General features: G+C 48.1%; 22 protein-coding genes. 1 reads left to right on the top strand and 21 read right to left on the bottom strand.

What is annotated here, in order from left to right; all coding sequences use genetic code 11:
- Window positions 1–163 precede the first annotated feature (163 nt).
- Window positions 164–571, bottom strand: a complete 408-nt coding sequence (locus QTO06_RS21485; protein ID WP_024700495.1) for an H-NS family histone-like protein — start codon at window positions 569–571, stop codon at window positions 164–166.
- A gap of 449 nt (window positions 572–1,020) precedes the next feature.
- Between QTO06_RS21485 and QTO06_RS21480 the strand changes: the two genes are divergently transcribed.
- Entirely contained in the window at window positions 1,021–2,019 is a 999-nt protein-coding gene (locus tag QTO06_RS21480) for a hypothetical protein (RefSeq protein WP_024700494.1), read from the top strand.
- On the opposite strand, the gene QTO06_RS21475 is transcribed toward QTO06_RS21480, so the two are convergent.
- The 20 genes from QTO06_RS21475 to QTO06_RS21380 form a co-directional block, all read right to left on the bottom strand.
- Window positions 1,953–2,450: a hypothetical protein gene (locus QTO06_RS21475; RefSeq protein WP_024700493.1), complete on the bottom strand. Its 498-nt coding sequence runs from the start codon at window positions 2,448–2,450 to the stop codon at window positions 1,953–1,955. The two genes, QTO06_RS21480 and QTO06_RS21475, sit on opposite strands and share 67 nt — an antisense overlap.
- Window positions 2,451–2,520: 70 nt before the next feature.
- Complete coding sequence (locus QTO06_RS21470) at window positions 2,521–3,027, bottom strand: hypothetical protein (RefSeq protein WP_024700492.1); 507 nt, start codon at window positions 3,025–3,027, stop codon at window positions 2,521–2,523.
- The gene (locus QTO06_RS21465) at window positions 3,020–3,310 is read right to left on the bottom strand and encodes a hypothetical protein (protein WP_023624622.1); all 291 of its coding nucleotides are present in this window, start codon (window positions 3,308–3,310) and stop codon (window positions 3,020–3,022) included. Before QTO06_RS21465 ends, QTO06_RS21470 begins: the two co-directional genes overlap by 8 nt.
- A gap of 115 nt (window positions 3,311–3,425) precedes the next feature.
- A complete protein-coding gene (locus tag QTO06_RS21460) occupies window positions 3,426–4,007 on the bottom strand; it encodes a hypothetical protein (RefSeq protein WP_024700491.1) in 582 nt (193 codons plus the stop codon).
- Between the two features lie 62 nt (window positions 4,008–4,069).
- The gene (locus tag QTO06_RS21455; RefSeq protein WP_024700490.1) at window positions 4,070–4,585 is read right to left on the bottom strand and encodes a lytic transglycosylase domain-containing protein; all 516 of its coding nucleotides are present in this window, start codon (window positions 4,583–4,585) and stop codon (window positions 4,070–4,072) included.
- Window positions 4,586–4,598: 13 nt separating this feature from the next.
- Window positions 4,599–5,111, bottom strand: a complete 513-nt coding sequence (gene traF / locus QTO06_RS21450; RefSeq protein WP_024700489.1) for a conjugative transfer signal peptidase TraF — start codon at window positions 5,109–5,111, stop codon at window positions 4,599–4,601.
- Between the two features lie 781 nt (window positions 5,112–5,892).
- Window positions 5,893–6,369: a hypothetical protein gene (locus QTO06_RS21445; protein ID WP_024700487.1), complete on the bottom strand. Its 477-nt coding sequence runs from the start codon at window positions 6,367–6,369 to the stop codon at window positions 5,893–5,895.
- Between the two features lie 54 nt (window positions 6,370–6,423).
- The gene (locus QTO06_RS21440; protein ID WP_024700486.1) at window positions 6,424–6,813 is read right to left on the bottom strand and encodes a hypothetical protein; all 390 of its coding nucleotides are present in this window, start codon (window positions 6,811–6,813) and stop codon (window positions 6,424–6,426) included.
- A gap of 202 nt (window positions 6,814–7,015) precedes the next feature.
- Window positions 7,016–7,168 (bottom strand): Hok/Gef family protein, encoded by a 153-nt coding sequence (locus QTO06_RS21435; protein WP_024700485.1) that lies wholly within the window; start codon window positions 7,166–7,168, stop codon window positions 7,016–7,018.
- 320 nt (window positions 7,169–7,488) lie between these two features.
- Window positions 7,489–7,758 carry a helix-turn-helix domain-containing protein gene (locus tag QTO06_RS21430; protein ID WP_024700484.1) on the bottom strand — a complete coding sequence of 90 codons (270 nt, stop codon included), beginning with the start codon at window positions 7,756–7,758 and terminating at the stop codon, window positions 7,489–7,491.
- 143 nt (window positions 7,759–7,901) lie between these two features.
- On the bottom strand, window positions 7,902–8,942 hold the full coding sequence (locus QTO06_RS21425; protein ID WP_024700483.1) for a trypsin-like serine protease: 1,041 nt from the start codon (window positions 8,940–8,942) through the stop codon (window positions 7,902–7,904).
- A 109-nt stretch (window positions 8,943–9,051) separates the two neighbouring features.
- Window positions 9,052–9,408: a hypothetical protein gene (locus tag QTO06_RS21420; RefSeq protein WP_331409713.1), complete on the bottom strand. Its 357-nt coding sequence runs from the start codon at window positions 9,406–9,408 to the stop codon at window positions 9,052–9,054.
- A gap of 75 nt (window positions 9,409–9,483) precedes the next feature.
- Window positions 9,484–10,443, bottom strand: a complete 960-nt coding sequence (locus QTO06_RS21415) for a PulJ/GspJ family protein (RefSeq protein WP_024700481.1) — start codon at window positions 10,441–10,443, stop codon at window positions 9,484–9,486.
- Window positions 10,440–10,967 carry a hypothetical protein gene (locus QTO06_RS21410; RefSeq protein ID WP_024700480.1) on the bottom strand — a complete coding sequence of 176 codons (528 nt, stop codon included), beginning with the start codon at window positions 10,965–10,967 and terminating at the stop codon, window positions 10,440–10,442. The genes QTO06_RS21415 and QTO06_RS21410 overlap by 4 nt, the downstream gene beginning before the upstream one ends.
- Window positions 10,967–11,551 (bottom strand): hypothetical protein, encoded by a 585-nt coding sequence (locus tag QTO06_RS21405; RefSeq protein WP_025499476.1) that lies wholly within the window; start codon window positions 11,549–11,551, stop codon window positions 10,967–10,969. Before QTO06_RS21405 ends, QTO06_RS21410 begins: the two co-directional genes overlap by 1 nt.
- A 13-nt stretch (window positions 11,552–11,564) precedes the next feature.
- Entirely contained in the window at window positions 11,565–12,569 is a 1,005-nt protein-coding gene (locus QTO06_RS21400; protein WP_024700478.1) for a hypothetical protein, read from the bottom strand.
- The gene (locus QTO06_RS21395) at window positions 12,566–14,188 is read right to left on the bottom strand and encodes a GspE/PulE family protein (protein WP_024700477.1); all 1,623 of its coding nucleotides are present in this window, start codon (window positions 14,186–14,188) and stop codon (window positions 12,566–12,568) included. The genes QTO06_RS21400 and QTO06_RS21395 overlap by 4 nt, the downstream gene beginning before the upstream one ends.
- Window positions 14,185–14,826, bottom strand: coding sequence for a hypothetical protein (locus QTO06_RS21390; protein WP_024700476.1), 642 nt, complete (start codon window positions 14,824–14,826; stop codon window positions 14,185–14,187). The genes QTO06_RS21395 and QTO06_RS21390 overlap by 4 nt, the downstream gene beginning before the upstream one ends.
- Window positions 14,823–15,968 carry a hypothetical protein gene (locus tag QTO06_RS21385; protein WP_024700475.1) on the bottom strand — a complete coding sequence of 382 codons (1,146 nt, stop codon included), beginning with the start codon at window positions 15,966–15,968 and terminating at the stop codon, window positions 14,823–14,825. The genes QTO06_RS21390 and QTO06_RS21385 overlap by 4 nt, the downstream gene beginning before the upstream one ends.
- On the bottom strand, window positions 15,968–17,455 hold the full coding sequence (locus tag QTO06_RS21380; RefSeq protein ID WP_024700474.1) for a type II and III secretion system protein: 1,488 nt from the start codon (window positions 17,453–17,455) through the stop codon (window positions 15,968–15,970). Before QTO06_RS21380 ends, QTO06_RS21385 begins: the two co-directional genes overlap by 1 nt.
- Window position 17,456 lies beyond the last annotated feature (1 nt).

Below are 17,456 nucleotides of genomic sequence, written 5' to 3'. Positions count from 1 at the left end.
GTTCACGAAAGGACAACACGTCCCATCCTTAAGGATGGTCATGTTGCGTGTTCGTCATTGCGCTATTTAACAATCCTAGGGGATTGAAATGGCACAATGAGTGGTGCGCGTGAAGCGCGCATTGAGAGCTTGGAGGAGGCGGTGTTAAGGTGAAAAAATGAAGTTATGGCTGCGCGATAAAGTCCGAAAGGTCGAAGCCTTCATCGAGCAAACTTTGTAATTCCGCGGGCACCTCGCCCACGCCATTCCACGTCTTGTTGTCACCATAAACGTAGGTGTTTGATGGCGTGTTGGTGTCGCTTTTGCTTGCCTTACGAGGTTTCTTTTTCGGCTTCATTAGGTCACACAACTTGTCAAAGTTAAGCCCCTTATTAATGATTTGCTCGCGCAGCGCTTCGAGCTCTAGGCGCTCTTGCTGCTCTCGCTCGGCTTGCATTTGAGCTTCCAGTTCTTTCTCTTCTTTGAACTCGGTAATGACATTTAAGACGCGCTCAAGCTGCTCAACACTGGCGTGTTTGAGCACCGTTTTCGCTTGTCTTGGGTTGCTGAGTTTCTTGATGATGTCTTGCATAGTTTGTGTTGCCTTTGGTTGATGTTTGAGCCTAACGGCTCACGCACTTACCCATCTATCCACAATCGGCTGGAGATAAATCCTAAAGGTCTCCAGTTTTCCTCATGATGGATAGTTGGATAAGTGCAGGGTGTATGTTGAACGGTCAGAGAGACCAATGAATTGAACCTAACGGTTCATACGCTTATCCACATCTCCACAATCGGCTGGAAATTGATCCTGAAGGTTTCCAGTCCTCATGATGGATAGTTGGATAAGTGTAGGGTGAGTGTTGAACGGCCAGACTTGCGTTTTTAAACATGGTTTTGCCCGACGTGGGCTGCTTAGTGTAGTGGCATAGTGATTTTAAAATATCATTCATATTTATGTTCCTATACCGTTTATTTTCAAATTTACGTGATGCGGTGATTTGCTTATGATGTTTTTTTATCCCTTATCGAGTGTAATTAATGAAAGCTCCAAAAGTACTTTTTGCATATTGCAAAGAACTTGGACGTAGTCTGTCCATTAGTGAAGCTAGAGCTGAGTATTTTGCTATCGACCAGGAAAAGAGAAAACGATTTTCTTTTTCTTGTTCCGATCAGAGTTGTGGTGTGCTGATTAGCGGTGTTAATTACCACGTCAAGGCCGAAGATGGCGTGAAGTTCAGGGAAGCGCATTACCGTTCGCCACATCCTCATAACCCAGCATGTGAATGGGTTCAATTTACTGATGATGTTGGTCAAAACGAAAGTGTTCTTAAATCAGGAAATGATCATCAGGGAGGTAAAGCTAGGCTAAAGCTGTCGGACTATATCAATAGCTTTGATCCATTGATTGAATCCAGTGATTCAAAAGAAAGCTCAGATACCAAACAATCTACAAGCGTAAACCTGTCTAATGATTCATCACGCAATGTCGGGAGTTCAGCGAACCGACGATGGAATCGTTATACGAGAACTAATCAGCTACAGCGTCTTATTGACTCATGGCAAGAAACTAAAAAGAAGCTTTCTTTTGATGAACAAATGGCATTAACGCTGAACATTGTTAATTTGGGAGAAGTGTATCAGCATAGGTATATAACCCATATTAATAAAGGCATTCCTAACGAATATCACGGTGTTATTTATGGTGGTGGTCGTTTGGTCAAGCGCTATGGGCGTGGCTTTTTGTTTCAGTTCTTTGATAAATGTGACAACAAACCAATCTCAATATACGTAAATAAAGATGTAATGAATAAGGGGAAGTTTGGACACTATGTTGATGAGATTTTAAGCATGGATAATGTCAGATATTTCCAATTATTTTTGCTCAATCCAACTCGAACTGAACGAGTGAACAATAAAAAACAGACTGTTGTAGAGCTGGAAATTACTCATTTGCGTCAGCTTGCTATCTACTATGAGTTAAACTCTAACACGCTTGATGAATCGTCAATCGGGAATGATGGTTGTAAACCAATATAGCGTGCTAGCGAAGTCACAAATAAGAGCGTGTCCGTTATATCAGGTAATGATATTTCTTTATGGAATAACCGTATGTCACAGGATGACACTGGCGCTACATCCAACCCACCTTCCCATATTGTGAGGGTGAATACGTGCCCATCTTTGTAATGAAGAAGTAGTTCCGTGACAGCACTTCCTGCTCTATAGTTGTTCATTATTATTTTGTTAACATCTTTAAAGTGTGGATATAAGTCATTCATTATTGCTTCATTGTAATGGTCTTTAATCGCTGTATCTGAATGCCCAATACTAAACAGGTGTGGGCGTTCTAGGTTCATAGGGCTATCGATTTTTGTCGCGCGCTTAGAATCAAATCCTACTTCCTCTAATGATTTGAGTTCCTTTTCTTCCGATTCTGTTTGTTGAAAATTTTCTGTATCGCGATTCATAAGTATTTCCTTTGGCTTCTAAAAGATGGTGAGAACGGTTCGGTAAAAACGTCATCGGTTTTCCTTTTTATCATGATTTCCACAAGTTGATCTTGCCGTTGGTTTCGTTTCCTTTTAGTGGGCGAGCGAGAAGCAGCTCATTAACTTCATTGTTGTGACATCCCGTTTTGATATGAGCGTCTAAACCGTGAATGATGAGACTGGCTAAGTGCAATGCTTCCACCATGTCGTACACGACCGGTTCGTCTAAATCCTCTAAATTTTGTTCATGACAGGCGGGGATGGTGAGCGGCATACGTAGTGAATTGTCGTCACTGAACAAATCGCAAGACAATATTTCATATCCATCATGACGAAAGCCCCATAAGCGGCACAGTATCGGTTTCTGCTGAAACGTTTCTTTTGCTTTTGCTACCACTTTGCCTGCAAAGGCATGAAGTTCATCGTTGGTTTCAGTAAATCCCGATGGTCCTAGAGCGCTGATTAGAGTCATTTGATATTGCTGTTTTTCGAATGCTTGAAGTTCTTGCTCTTCTTCATCCGTTAATTGAACGGGCAGGTTTACCATCTCAGTCATAATCCGCGCACCCCGCTGGGCAGCAGTCAATATCAATACCATGGGAGCAGCAACGTTCGTCGTCGTTCCTGCAATTTTCATCGGGTTGCTCACGTTCGTAACCGTGCTTAACAGCAATAGCAATCACAGAGCCCTTTTCTTCCTCTGGAAGACGCTCGATGAGGTTATCAATGGAAGATTGAAAGCGGCGACTGAAAAGTTCATAGCTTAAACCGCAACCTTGGTGTGCCTGTTTGGCTAATGTTTCGATAAGGTGAGGATAATCGGGGTTTTTATTTGTCATTATTTTGATCTCATTTAAGTGTGTGAACGTCGTTAAAAAAACACAATCAAAGCGTTGGTTGGATGAGCATTTACTCGAAGGTGTTGATTGAGAAGAAGCCAAAGGTTTTATTTACCTATTGCGCTCTACGGGCTTCTTTGAGCATTCGTAAGTGATCGATGTAGAGACGCCAGTTTTTCTTTGTTAGCGGCTCTTCTGGTGTGAATCGCTTGTCTTCACTGGTAAAGGCAAATAAACCTTTTCGATTTAGCAGCGTGGTGATGGCGTCAATGCCATCCCAACGAAGATAAGCGGTGCGAGTCTGATAACGCTTGTCGTCAATTTCAAAAGACACCGGTGCTTTGACTAGGGCGGCGAACGCAACATCTTGAGTCGCTCTTGGATGCTGTAATTCAGTGCATTGGCGTTTGATGACGCTTTCTGAAATCACAATGCCTTCAATCCCCAAATCAATGACGTTCTTGCCATCAATGTGAATAAGCCATTGGTCAATGGCTTCGGTTATGTGGACTCTGACTTCTTCATCGCTGTAGTGCGCGTGCGGTTGAGGTTTATAGGTGCCATACATCAGGCGATAGGTCAGATTTGATTCATCAAAATCTGGCGCATCAATGACGCCTTCTTTAATGGCGATGATTTCTTTGCAATCAGCAAGAAAATATTGGTCGTTGGATGTGGGTAGTAGGACGTATTGCATTGTGTTCTCTGTAAAAACAAAGGCGCTCTTATGAGCGCCTGGTTAGGATTGGTTGATAATGTTTAATCGTAGAGCCCTTGTGTGGGGATACCGGATGGCGCAGTCAATACGCGCTTGGGTATGTCATTTTTCATGTACTTTTTGACATACCCATTTCTAAATCCTCGATGCGGACTGCCAGTGTTGTAGTAAGACAGGGCGATTTGCAGCGCAATGCTCGGCGTTGAATTGATTTTGAGGGCGCGCTGATAACCCTGATACAAAATGCTGGAGCCGACATGAATGTTCTTACAGGGAGTGAACATGTCGGCAATGCTGACCCCAAACGGAGCCAGGTTCTTTGAGTTAATTTGCATCAACCCCAAATCCACCGAATGCCCGAGCGATACGTAATAGTTGGCCAACTGGATAGCTTCCTGTTTCGTCTTAGGCTGGGTAATGCGCGGTGGCTTTTGATTGGGAAGGGCGTTGACGTTAATGGCCAGTGGCCGAAAGTTGGATTCGTTCTTAATGACTTGTTCTATCGTGGTTGGATGAACTTGATAGATACAATGCGAGTATTGGTCTATATCCATCATGAGGCGATGACTCTTAGAAAGTGAATATGGGGACAGCCTTACCTTGAATGGCGTTTTTTTGAATGGCGCCAAAGTAACGGCTGTCAAAACTGTTTTTGGGCGCGTAGTCCGACATCATAAAAAACTCATCGTCGGTGAGCGTGAATGCCTTGAGTTGCGGGAGCGCGCGATGATGGCTATCTGCAGAATGAACGAGAAAACGCGCGAGCGGTTTTCCATTCTTTCTGACAACGCCATCAAAAGAGAGATGGTCGCCCGATATGGCCATGATTTTTTTGATAAGCGGAGTCGAGCCACTTTTACAGGTGCCGTATTTTAGGTATTCGCGTTTAAGCGCTTGCTCAATAGTCGCACCTGGAGGTGGGCAAAAGACCACTAAGTCACCTTGTTGATACTGACTCGCTTTAGAAAGCTGATAAAAGCCGAGCGGGTATGAGTGGGTGAGATTAAGGCGATAGCCAGTCATGTATAAACCCAAACCTAAACTCAATAATAGTCCACCCAACATAAAGGAGCGTGTTTTCATCGTATCTCACCTAACTGTTGACCTAGCACGTTGACATCTTGGTCTATGTAATGACGATACAAACCGTAGTGCCAGCACCTCCAGAGTAGGAATTGACTATAAGATTGGTCGTACAAAACGGCGCTTAAATGAAAGCATAATATTTGTGAAGTCGAAAATTGCCCAGTGAGTTTCCATCTCACATGTAATTGGTGCTTTTCCCATAATTCTTTTAGCCGTTTGGCGATAAGTGCCGCTTGTTGCGTCGAGCTATGGAAGTAGACATAGGGCATACTCAATCGGTTGACATGCCCTTGGCAAGAAGCAATCGTAGTGACGCTTTCAAGCGAATTTAATGCGTCCACTAACGGGGCAATCTTAGGGGCTAGGTCGTGATACGACCTAGACTTTTGTTCTTTTGGAGCGATGAACAATTCGACAAAAAGGTGGTGCAACTTCTGTTTGATTGACATTGATATACTCCTCAATGAAAGAGTCTAGCGACAGATGACAATGATCTGTTCGATGATATTGATATATTTAGTAATAAATATTACCTATGACTGACATTCGTTTGATTATTGTTCACTTACATTGTCCATGGTTTTTTATTAATTGGAGTTGTAAATGAAACTATTAAATTGTCATGTGTGTGGGAGTGAACTGGCATCCGATGCTGATATGTGCCCTAGATGTCGTTCTCAAGATCCTTTTGAACTTAAAGCTCGAAAAAACAGAAGGGACAAATATCTTGCTCTGTTCCTGAGTGTTGGATTGATCGGTTATTTGACTTATGAGTTCATCAGTAAAGATTACATGAGTTATGTTCATGCGTTATTTGGTTAATAATTTGCACTAACGTATTGATGTCTTGGTCTACTTTCTCTCGATGCCAAGCCAAGCTTATTATTCTCTTTTCAAGATAGTTTTCGTCATAGTATGGCGATGACAGCGTGAAAGTGAGTTGATTTTGTTCGTTAAACTCGCCTGTGATTTTCCAAGCGTGATGAAACTTATCATTTAAGTGTGCTTGTCTAATGATGGTCACGATTTTCTGAACCATGGGAACTGAGGCGTTGAAATAAACGTAAGGCGCTTCTAACCATCCGACAGCGTGTCCCTGGCAAGAAGCAATCGTAGTGACGTTTTCAAGCGAATTTAATGCGTCCACTAACGGGGTAATCTTAGGGTCTAGGTCGTGATACGACCTAGACTTTTGTTCTTTTGGAGCGATGAACAATTCGACAAAAAGGTGGTGCAACTTCTGTTTGATCGACATTGGTTTTTCCTCAATGTAATTCGTAATGACGATGCGCAGTTTGTGGCGGCTGAACTACTTTCTTTTTCTGTAAAGAGTGTGTATGCCATCGATAAGGAGAAGTAAGATTGTTGCGGGGATAGAGATATACCATTCATTCAAACCAGCGTTATGCGCAATCTGTAATAAATTAGTCATCTCGATTGAAAGCATGACCGAACTGATCAGAGAGAAAACTATTTGAGGGCGAAGGTCCATCGGTCCACACCAGCGCCAAGACCATCTAGATAACCATAATACTGATGGTATTAACAAACTGAGTGCGATTTGGTTCGCTTCATTAAATGTTGAAGTTGGTGTAGATGCGAAGCCCAATAAAATGGTGTAGCAAAATGCAGAAGTTACAGAAATGACAAAAATGATGAGCGTTAACGCTAACCACTCTTCTTTAAGTCTGGAGAGCATGGGATGTTCCTTAATTTATTTAGGGCGCAGAGAGGCGCCAAAAGCGCTTTAATTGACGCAGAAGGTTTGTGTTTAGAGTTGGAGATTAAGAGTTTGTGTGCCGAACGAAACGGGCAAGAAAAGTAATGGGAGCTTCTGGCCGTTATACTTAGCAAACTGAATCAGGAAGAGCGGCTTCCTGTAACCGCCCTTCCTGGCCAGCTTACTTCACTTCGTAGGCGAGGGTTGCCAGAACGTTTGTATTTGCGTTGTGGTATTCGAACTCACACAGTGAGTCGCGTACCATCCATAGCGCGCACAGCGCAGTCATACATACAGTGATAAGCCCTAAAAGAGCGTATTTTTTATCCGGCATCGCTTGCCTCCAGTCAGTGAAGAGGCTAGTATCTGTATTGCTACGTACATACACTAAAACCTCGTTTGAATTTATAGTTCATTCGGGGTTTTTGTTTATCTACCGCCAGCAGAGATCAAGCTTTTAGTAGACAACCAAAAGCTCCCGACGGCAATCATAAGCGATAATTGATGGATTTTTCTATCCTTTTTCACTACTGATTTAATAGCTTGCCAAAAGCTTTCGATGACAATGATAGGTTATCATAGGCCGCTTTTACTATCATCATTAGAGTCTTTATGCCGATGACCTCTAAATATACTGACGAATAAGTAGAGAATTTATTGGCTTCGCCCTTTCTTCCATTTCGAATAAGCATGGTAATGCGCTGACACCGTGAAGCGATGTATTCCAAGTATGTTCGCTGCTTTACGTTGATTGCCGTGAGTGTGGATCAAGGCCGCTTCCGCAATGGCCGTTTTGATGAGCGGATAAAGCCAGCTCAAATCGGGGTCTTCTCGACAGTTTCCCAGGAGCTGATAGATGTGCTCGGCAATGAAATGTTGGTCAATTGGCCCCGTTTGGGGAGTCGCTTCAATGGTGTTGTTCATGATTTATCCCGAACTTATGCCCGCTTTCAGTGGATAAGTGGCTCAAGCCTTTAAGGGATAAGCCCTAGAGTGCGTTGAGCCAACGTAAAAACAAAAGGCCAGCGATAAGGCTGACCTGAACACAAAAATGAATGAAGGCGAGATTAGCGTTTGCGGCGTAAAGTCGCAATGCCTAGAAGAAGGAGAGGCCAAAAGCCCATAGAACCACCACTATCATCGTTATCAGTGTTATTGTTACCACCGTCACCCCCACCTGTATTTTCGATTGGTTTGTTGATGTGAATGACTTCGTTATCGGTTAAGTAAAGCTCGCCTTGAGTCCCGTCACTTTCGATGTCATACGTACATTTATCAAAGGGTTTGATGAGTCCATCCAAACAGGTGCCACCGGTAATGGTGACATTGTCACCCCAAGCGGTATCCACAACGTCGTCTCGATGCAGTGATTGAATGGTGATCGTCGTTTTGCCATTCGCATCAGTATCCGCGAGCGTTGGGTAATGCCAGCCATCAATGGTTTCAGTGATGAAGTCTTGCACTGACTGGATGGTGGTGCCGTCGGCAGATTGTTCCATTGTATTTGGGTTCGTTGACTTACCACGATGGATAGCAAAGATTTCCTCATTGCCGTCCTTATTGATGGTCCATGCTGCGCCAGAATCGCCGCCAGTGGTGTGCGATTCATTCACCGTATCTGCGTATACTCGAAATTCTTTATCCCAATGGTAGTTACTGAACGTAAAGTCAGCTTGATTGAGCGAATCGACAGTGCCACCAAAGCCGCGGATCACCATTGGTTCTCCTTCGCTTTGCTCGTCAATGTTTAAAAATTGGATGTAACGATAATCGACAGGGTCATCAACGCGAACGATACCAACGTCTTTCGCACGACGGTCATATTCATCGGTGTATTCTGGGGATATCCATTGTGCACTAAGAGGTAAGTTTTCGCTGTCCGATGGCGTCATAATGTCGAGTCCACCGTCATCAACGCAATGTCCCGCTGTGATGGCGTAGTGTCCTGAAATTAAAGTGGCAGTGCAGTAAAGACTCTTATTGGTAGAGTTATCTAAGCGAACCGTATCGTCATGTTGGCTCCAATCGACAGGAGTGCCATTTTCTACCGCATAACTTGATGCGGACAGTAAGCTAAGCGCTATCAGTGATAAGGAAGGTAAACGCATGGTGATGCCTTATGTCATTCATTTTTGCAAGGTTATTGTATCAAGACTAAAAAATGCGCAAGTCAGGATCTTGTGAAAGAGGCTTGATCGCCCAAGCCTCTTGGTGGCGTTACTTACATTCGGCTTTGTAACCGTAATCGGTGATGGCTTCTGGTCCATAGCCCTCGCAGTGCCAACCGCCCGAGTTCCAGTTGTTACACTCTCGCGCGGTGGCCAGAATCAGCCCTTTGGTGCCTTTGTAACACGCTTGCCCCGCAGAATCAGGGGAAAGCAGCGCGGAATAGGCGCCCGCATTGACCACATCCGTAGTGGTGCTGGAGACTTTGACCCAGTGCCCTAAATCTCCGTTTTGGGAACTGTCGGGTAATTCATCTGGACCGAGGCCTTCTGTATCCGGAGGAATATGCACGGCACCATTGGCATCGTGGTAAGGGCGATTGGATTCAATTGCGTCTTCATACGACACTTTGGCTAACGCTTGCCCGCTAAGACATAAGATGGGCAGCAGTAATAACAGTTTTTTCATTAGATAGCTCCTTTGCTATTTACATTGGGTAAAGGCAGTCACTTCGCCTTCATTTTTGATGTCTAGATCTCCAGTGATGAGTGATTTCACTCGTACCTCAAGCCCGACCTGCCAATAATCGGATGTTTGACTTATTAGGTAGGGCTTTTGACTCCCCGTTAGCTGGTAATCTTTTTCGATGAAAATTTTCCCCAAACCTAGAGCGATGTAAGGCTGCGAGCCTTCGGGGCAAGACGGCTTTTCGACCCTATCGCCATGAGCGACGGTGTAGATATCCACCAAACCCTGGCTGACGATCTTCTGCGTGCCATCCGAGTTCAAAATCGTCACATCATGAGCGTTGGTGATGGAGTAATCACCGCCCACATCCCAATCGTCGGTGAGAGCGACACTGCCATCGCGCTGCAAGAACTCGTCATAGAGCTGCGACAGCAGCGGGTCATAAACCGTGACAATGATGTCGCCATTGGTTTGCGCTTTGGCGTAAGGCATTTTGAGTAGTTCGGTTGCCCATTTCGCGCGGTAAATCGGCTCAATGACGCTGCTCGATAGCGGAAAGGTCAGCTGGGCGTAAGCCACATCTCTCAGCTCGGTGCCAATGGTGATGCTCTTATGGCCCGCTTCATAACCGATGCGCTCACGCGTCCACGGCACGGAATCGGGGCGGATACAGCGTCTTGCTGTTTCGTCGGCTTCGCTACAGTTGATCCAGAACTGCTCATCGGTGGTCACCAAATCATTGAGTTCGGTCGGGAACTCATCAATCACGGCAACCGGTGGCTTGATGGTGCGTTGCTGGTATTGGTATTTCTGGAGCGCTTCGATGACCTGCTCGATGCGAACGCGGTAGTCTTGTGCGGCGTTCGTTTCTTTTTGCGTCATGAGCACTTTGGCGGCGCCCGCGTAAATCAGCCCCAGCAGCGCCAGCGCAAAGAGTACATCCAGTAAGCCAAGTCCTCGTTGGCGTTTCATCATTCGTAATCCTCCTGCATACAACCGGTTTCCCCATCAAAATATTGGTGTTGCAGTTGTGAGTTAATGGTGGCGACGCCTTTATAGAGCGTGATGGTGCGCTCGGTGATGAACACGTCATCCGCGACGCTTTGGGCGGCGCGCGTGAGTGAATAACCCGACAGACCATCGGGCAGCGTCACGGTGACTTTGATGCCCCAACTCAACGTGGCACCGGTTGGGGTGCGATACGCGATAGAAATGGCGTAAGGGGACGTCAACACGGAGGCGGGCACCTCGTAATCATTGACGAGGGTTTGCAGAGTGGGCGGCTCAGACAGGGCGCGGCAGCCTGAGTCTTGCCATTGGTCACTGATGGCGGCGTCCATGCCTTGAAATACGTCCACCATGACCGATTTGAACTCTTCGCTTTGATTGGTTTGCCGCAACAGGTGTGAGCCGATTGCGGCAGTAATAGCCAGCGAGACGCTGGCTAAAAGTAGAGCCAATAAAAACGACAGTATCGACACGCCAGATTGGCGCGTCATTACATGGTGACGGTGATGGTCGTGTCAGAGACCACAACGCTAGAACAATCAGTGTCGGCCTTGGCGCAGCGTTCGGTACTCACAGGCGCCAGTTGGTTGGCTAGAGCCAGCACGTTGTCTTGCTCAATGTTGCTGATGGCAATATCGACATAAGAGGAGTGTGAGCTGTTTGCTGTCACGGTGTATGTGCCGCCGTATTGGTTGACGTCACACCACGCCGCATTGCTGTAGCCGTAGCCTTCGGTACAGATTTCGGAAAGGCTTACGCCCGCCGTATCGGCGCCAGCACCCGCCCACGCATCGACGGCGGCGCGGATTTCACTGACTTCGGTTAAGGTGTTGTTGATTTTGAGCTTGCCTTTGCCAGAACTTGCCATTGCAGCAATCCCCGCAATCACAATCGCAGCCAGCCCCATCCAGAAAATAAAGTCGAGCAAGGACGCGCCGCGCTGCTTCTTGCTTTTGATTGGCGAGCTTTCTGTTAATGGGGTTAAGTTCTCTTTAGTTGAATTTACTTCGGTGTGCATCGTGTTTACTTCTTCTTTAGTTGTGTTGAATTGAGTGGTGGTATTGTTCATTTGCATCGTGAACGCGTCCTTAAATCAAAGTGAGATAGAGTTGGTAAGTGGCGCTGGCAATGAGAGACCCAAGCACCAATATCGTGACCAGCAATCCGGCTTTCGGTAGCCAGAGCTGCATTTTTTCGAGCTGTTTCGCCACATGTTCACTGTGGTGTTGCCCGCTTTCGCTGAGCAGTTCGGTGTAACTGACGCGAGTGCCAAGGACCTTCATCGCGCTGAGTTCGTTTGGCAGTAAGAGACCCGTATCGAGAATGGCGCCGAGGTTGGTTTGCCCAATCGCTTGTTCGCGCATGGTTTGGATGTGCGCTTTGGCAAACGGCGTATTGCGGATTTCGGCTTGCACTAAGGCATCACTGAGTTTCATGCCGCATTGGGTGAGGTTAGCGAGCGTTTTCAGCAGCGTGGACGCCACCGCCACGCGATACAGTGAGAACAGTGGCCAATCGTTACTGAACTTGCGACTGTTACCTGTCCAATTGGGCAGTGCAATGGCGAGTACCAGAAGAAGTAGGGCAAAGACCGCGGCGATGGCAATGCCATAGTCGGCAAAGAAATTGCGCACCGTGAGCCCAATGCCTGGTTGGTTATCAATGGCGCCGAGCATTTTGTCGGCGATGTAGACGCCATAAAAGCCCGCGCCGAGGGTGAGGGCGTAAGGAAAGGCGAGCATCTTGACCAGTTTAGCCACAATGTTTTCACCGCCCTTTAACTGCTCAATTGCCGTTTGCAAGCCGATGTGGCGTTGTCCCGCGCTTTCCGCGGCGCGTATCGAGCTTAGAACCACACTTGGAAACCAGCCTTCGAGTACATCAACGAAACGTTGACCTTGCCCTGGAGCATCAAGTCCGGCTTGACCGATTTGCTTGAGGGCGTCGGTGCCGTTTTCAACCAATGACTGACAAAACTCTTTGGTGGTGAGTTTGTATCGGTCGGCTTTGAGCCATTGGTCTAAAAACGCCACTTGCTCATCACTGGAGAAGGTCCATTGCTCCAGCGTTTTCCCTAAGATAAGGAAGCTCATAGCGCCTCCTGCATCGCTCGGTAAATATCGGTGACGGGCACGGGCACTAGATCATCGACTTGCTCGGAAGCCGAAAGAATATCAACCTGACCGCGCATAATGCGCGATTTACAGTGGTCTTTAATATCTGGCCAACCTTGGGCTTTTAGGTGTTGTTTCCAACCTAAATCGTCCTCTTGGATGATGAACTGACGGTCAGCGTCATCGAGCACAATCATTTCCATCACCACGAGGCGACCATTTTCACCAAGGGCGCCGCCTTCTTGATTGCACTTGTCACAGCCACAAGGGTTGAGCAGGCGCACGTTCTTGAGCTCATCCTCTGAGCACAGCTTTTCAAGTTGGCTGATTTTGAGCGCCAGCTTGTCCGAACTGTTGATGCTGGAGTACGCTTTTTTTGCTTCCTCAGAGTCACGGTCAGCAAACGAGAACGCGCAGTCACACAACTTGCGCACCAGTTTGACGTGGACGAACATGGCCATTAGATCTGGTGCGCCCACAATCGCTGCCGGCATTTTCAGTTGCTGGATGAAGGTTTGCGCGACGCCTAATGCGCTGTTGGTGTGCAAGGTGGCCAGTGCCAACCCACCGGTTTCAGCTTTACGGCAAAATTCAGCTGCCGTGGGCGTATCACGGATTTCACCAATGTTGGAGATGTCCACGTCGTGACGCAGCGTCTCTTTACAGTAAAAGGCGTAATCCATTTTTACCCCTGAGCCTTCAAAGGTCTCAAGGCTCGGCTGCACTTGGGTTTTACTGACGAAGTCCTGTGAAAACTCCACTGGGTCTTCCAGGGAATGAACGTTACGCGCAATGCGGTCTACTTTTTCAAGTAGGGCGTACACCAGGGAGCTTTTACCGGAACCCATCGGACCGGTGATGATGATCCCCCCTTGGCGTTTGTGCACCATTTGAATAAGCGTGGCTAAATATGGGGTTGGTAAGTCCATGTCTTCGAGTGACAAGGCTTTGTTTTTTGGCGTCAGACAGCGCAGTGTCAGTTTCGGGCCATCGTGGGTTGGAATGAGCGCCGCGCGCCATTCAAACAAGCGCAGCTCATTGCCGACTTTTAGCGGAAGGCTGAATCGGTCATTGGCGGGCAGGGTGTATTTGATGTCTTGCCCACCGAGCGTCGAGAACACGTAATCAATCAACGCCAAACCCACTTGACGCGGTTGGTTTTGCGCGCTTTGGTGGTTATGAAAGCGACTGATGACGCGGCGAACGCCCACCGTGCGCAGTAAAAACAAGGTACTGTCAGGCGTGGTGAGCACATGCACGTCAGAGCTGTTTTCATTTACGGCGGTTTGGCACAGGGCTTGAAGTTGACGTTCGACGACGTTTTGCTCGCCTTGCTCTTTCAGTGTTTGATGCTGCGTATCGCTGAACATGGCCAGCGCCTCATCGATGACGCTTTGCGGCACCTCTTCGACGATGACGTCTTGTCCAAGCAGCGCTTTACTGCCTTGAAGCAAGTCCATGATGCGCCCCAGATTGGGCGCATTGAGATTCGAGGTTTGCACGGTGAGCGCGGCATTGACGATGGTGTAACCATCGTCACGACACAAGGTCAGCAGCGTTTTTTCTTCGCTGTCGGTCAGTTTGGGAAAGTGACTCATAGGCCACCTTCCAGAACGCGAATGCGCGCGCCTTGTTTTAGGCGAACCCCATTACCGTTGATGTTGGTGATACTGACGCCCTTAACCGAATCACCGGCTTTAACCAGAAACGGTTGGCCACCATCGAATGCGAGGTAGGCGCTTGCCTCATTGCCATCAACAAAAAGGCCACTGAGCGAGACGCGGTCAATGGCCGGTTGAGAGGAATGGGGGCTAACGGTGGAGGGCGGCGAGTAAGGCTGTTCAATCACCGCCACTGACGGGACGTAATCACTTCGCCCTTCGCTACTTTCCTTTTGATTGGCCTTGCGAGTGCGTGATTTTTCTTCGGCAATCTGCGAATCCATTTTAGCCACCGCTAATTGCTCTGAGCGTTTAATGAGCTTTTGCGCATTCACATCGAGCGCCAGAGTGGGTGTGACCGATTGTGGTTTGGGCTTTTTCTTCACCACGGGCGCCACCGTATCGGGCAAAGCCTTTGGTGAAGGCGTAGAAGCGACCGTACTTGGCGCCGTTTGTTTAGCGGGCACTGAAATGGACGGCGGCGTGTTGAATTGAGGGGCGAGCCACATGCCCGTCACAGAGAGCCCGCCTATTGCTAAGATCCCGATTTGAATATGGGCTTTGGTGATTTTCATGAAACTTCTCCAAGGTATTGAATGCGCATTTCAACGCGGTAAGTGCCATCGTCGTTCGGGGTGAGCGTGAATGCGTTTAAGCCCACCGGAAGGGGCTGGTAAAGCGTAGCGAGGCTTTTCAGTTCACTTAACGTGACGCCATTTTTTTTCAGCGTCATATCGAGCGTACTGGTAAGCATCGCTTTGCTTTCTTTGCTGCTCGTGATGTCCCAACCCAGTTTGATGAGCGTGTCAGCGAGGCGTTGCCCCAATTCGGCGGGTGCCATCTCCTTCGTCCACTTGTCCAGTTTGCCCGTCATGGGGCGGCTGAGCGTCAGAGAATCGATGGTCAAATTGGCATTAGGATTGAGCTTGGCGCTCAAATCATGTTTGGCTAACCAAGCTTTGGCCACCGATAATAATCCGCCTTTTTCGCGGTTGATGACGGCAACGAAACGATCCCCTTTAAGGGAGATTTTGCTTAACGCCCACCCTGATGGAGCGAGGGCGCTGGTTGCGGTCAAGGACAGGGCGTGCATCATGCCATCGGCGGCGCTTTGAGCGCGCCCGACCGATGCGCGGTAGGCGTGATACTCATCGATCACTTGTTGCACCGTGTCTTTCGGTTTGGCTTGGTAGTGAGTGAACTGACTGACGCCAATCAACAACACACTGAGCACAATGGCCGTCACGGCCAGCGTTTTCGGGCGCTGAGATTTCAGTGCATACGCTTGTTTATCTTGAGGCTCAAGAACTGGGGCCGTATCGATTTTGTCACTGACCGCGCTTAAGTCGAGAACTGCCTCGCTTTGAGCGAGCTTTTCGGTGACAAACACTTGCTCGCACAGTTTGAGTTTGACTTCATCCAACTCATCCAGTGGCACTAGGCGTGCTTCACGTACCACATGGCCGCGAACGGTCATAAAAAACAGCACGTCTTTTTCGTGAAGGTCGAGTAAACACCAATTGTCAGGCGCGATGTCTTGCTCCACTTTGTTTCGCCACGCTTCACTGATGGCGACGGTCGGTTCATCGCTGTAATAGCGCGTACGCCATCCGTCTCTTTCTATTGTGAGCTGGTACTTGCCCGGGAATTGCCGCGCCAGTTGCCAGCGGGATGACGACGTTAGCGTCGTCACCACATGGTTAGGAAGGCGCGTCATTACTTCACTCTCCTTGGGGTCAGCAATATCAGCGTTTCCACGGTCTCTTGTCCGCTTACTTGACTGCCAAGGCCATCAAAGCCAAAACTGGATGACTTATTGGCGGTTTGGGTTTGCTGTTTCACTGATCCAATGATGACGGTTTGGCCATAACGCAGTTTGTTGGTGAACGACAAATCGGCGCTGCGCGTGGAGATAAAGCGCAATCTGGCGTCATCAATGGTTTCGGTGCTGTCACCGGCGATTTTGGTTAACTTGCCCGCGGTACGTATCCAGACGAAATCATCTTTCACGTTGGTGTTGACCATCATGTCGATGCCTTCCACCACATTGCCGCGCGTGGTGCTGGTTGAGGTGGTGGTGTCGGTCACTTCGGTTGAAATGTCTGACAGGTAAGGCGTTTTGACGGTTTGAGAGATGCGCGCCGGTTGCGAGCTACTGGTCAAAATGCCGATAGGTGTATCGGTTGAAACCGTGCCTTGTTGCTCCAGTGCTTTGATAAACGCGGTGGTGCCATCCCATTTCCCCGTACCTTGGAAAGCCAGACCGCTGCTTGAACTGACTAAATCAGAGGTGGCGGACGTGCCAGGAATGATGAAATTTAAGGTGCCGTCACCGACATCTTTCACTAGGTTCCAATCAATGCCTTGGTCTTTGCCTAAGTTCGAACGAAACTCCAGTACGCGAATATCAAGAAAGACCTGTTTAGTCAGCTCGGCTTGATAGGTGTCAATCAGGCGGCGAACCTGCGCCATGCGACTTGGCGTAGTGCGCACGGTGATGGCAGTCAGTCCTGGTACCACACGCACATCACCGACGAGCTCATCGCCATCATCTTCGCTTTCATCTTTGAGGACCGCTTCGACCGCTTTTGCTATTTCGGTGGTGATTTCGGTGTTGTTGTACACCGTCGTAATGTACTGGCCATCGACTTTGGTGGTCGAGGTATCGCCTTCATCGTCGCTGCTGCTTTCTTCGCTCTGACTGCCTTGTTGCGCGGAGTTGGCGCCCGATGGAATGGTCAATACAAAGGTTTCGGTTTGATAGTACCCCACCGTGAGCGAGTCTTGCTCTGGCGTTAAGCCGTAATGGGTCAAGCTACTGATGAGGTTTAAAATCGACTTACGCGAGGCGCGGGTGTTGACCGTTATCGGTGTGTTTGGGTTTACGTCGGGGTCAAACGACACTTCCACATTGGTGCCTTGCACGAGCATCGAGAGCACAAGCGATAAAGGCAGTTGATTGGCTTTGATGCGCACTTCTTGTTGGAGCCACTTTGGCGCTTTGTCTTGTTTGATTGGCGTGGCCAGAGCGGGCGGTTTGGTCAAGTATTGCACGTTGCCAAGTGGTGTCGCGTTGTTTGAGCGCGCGTCTTCCATCTGCTTTTGGACTTGGTCGGCATTGGCTTTGTGGTCAAGGTAGTCCTGACTGACGCAGCCGTTTAGCAGCATCATGGCCAGAGGCACAAAGAGTAAATGGGGTTTCATG

It is taken from the genome of Vibrio sp. M260121 (assembly GCF_036533715.1).
Taxonomy (GTDB): Bacteria; Pseudomonadota; Gammaproteobacteria; order Enterobacterales; family Vibrionaceae; genus Vibrio.
The sequence above is the reverse complement of the archived record's forward strand: the minus strand, read 5'-3'. Positions and strand labels throughout refer to the sequence as shown.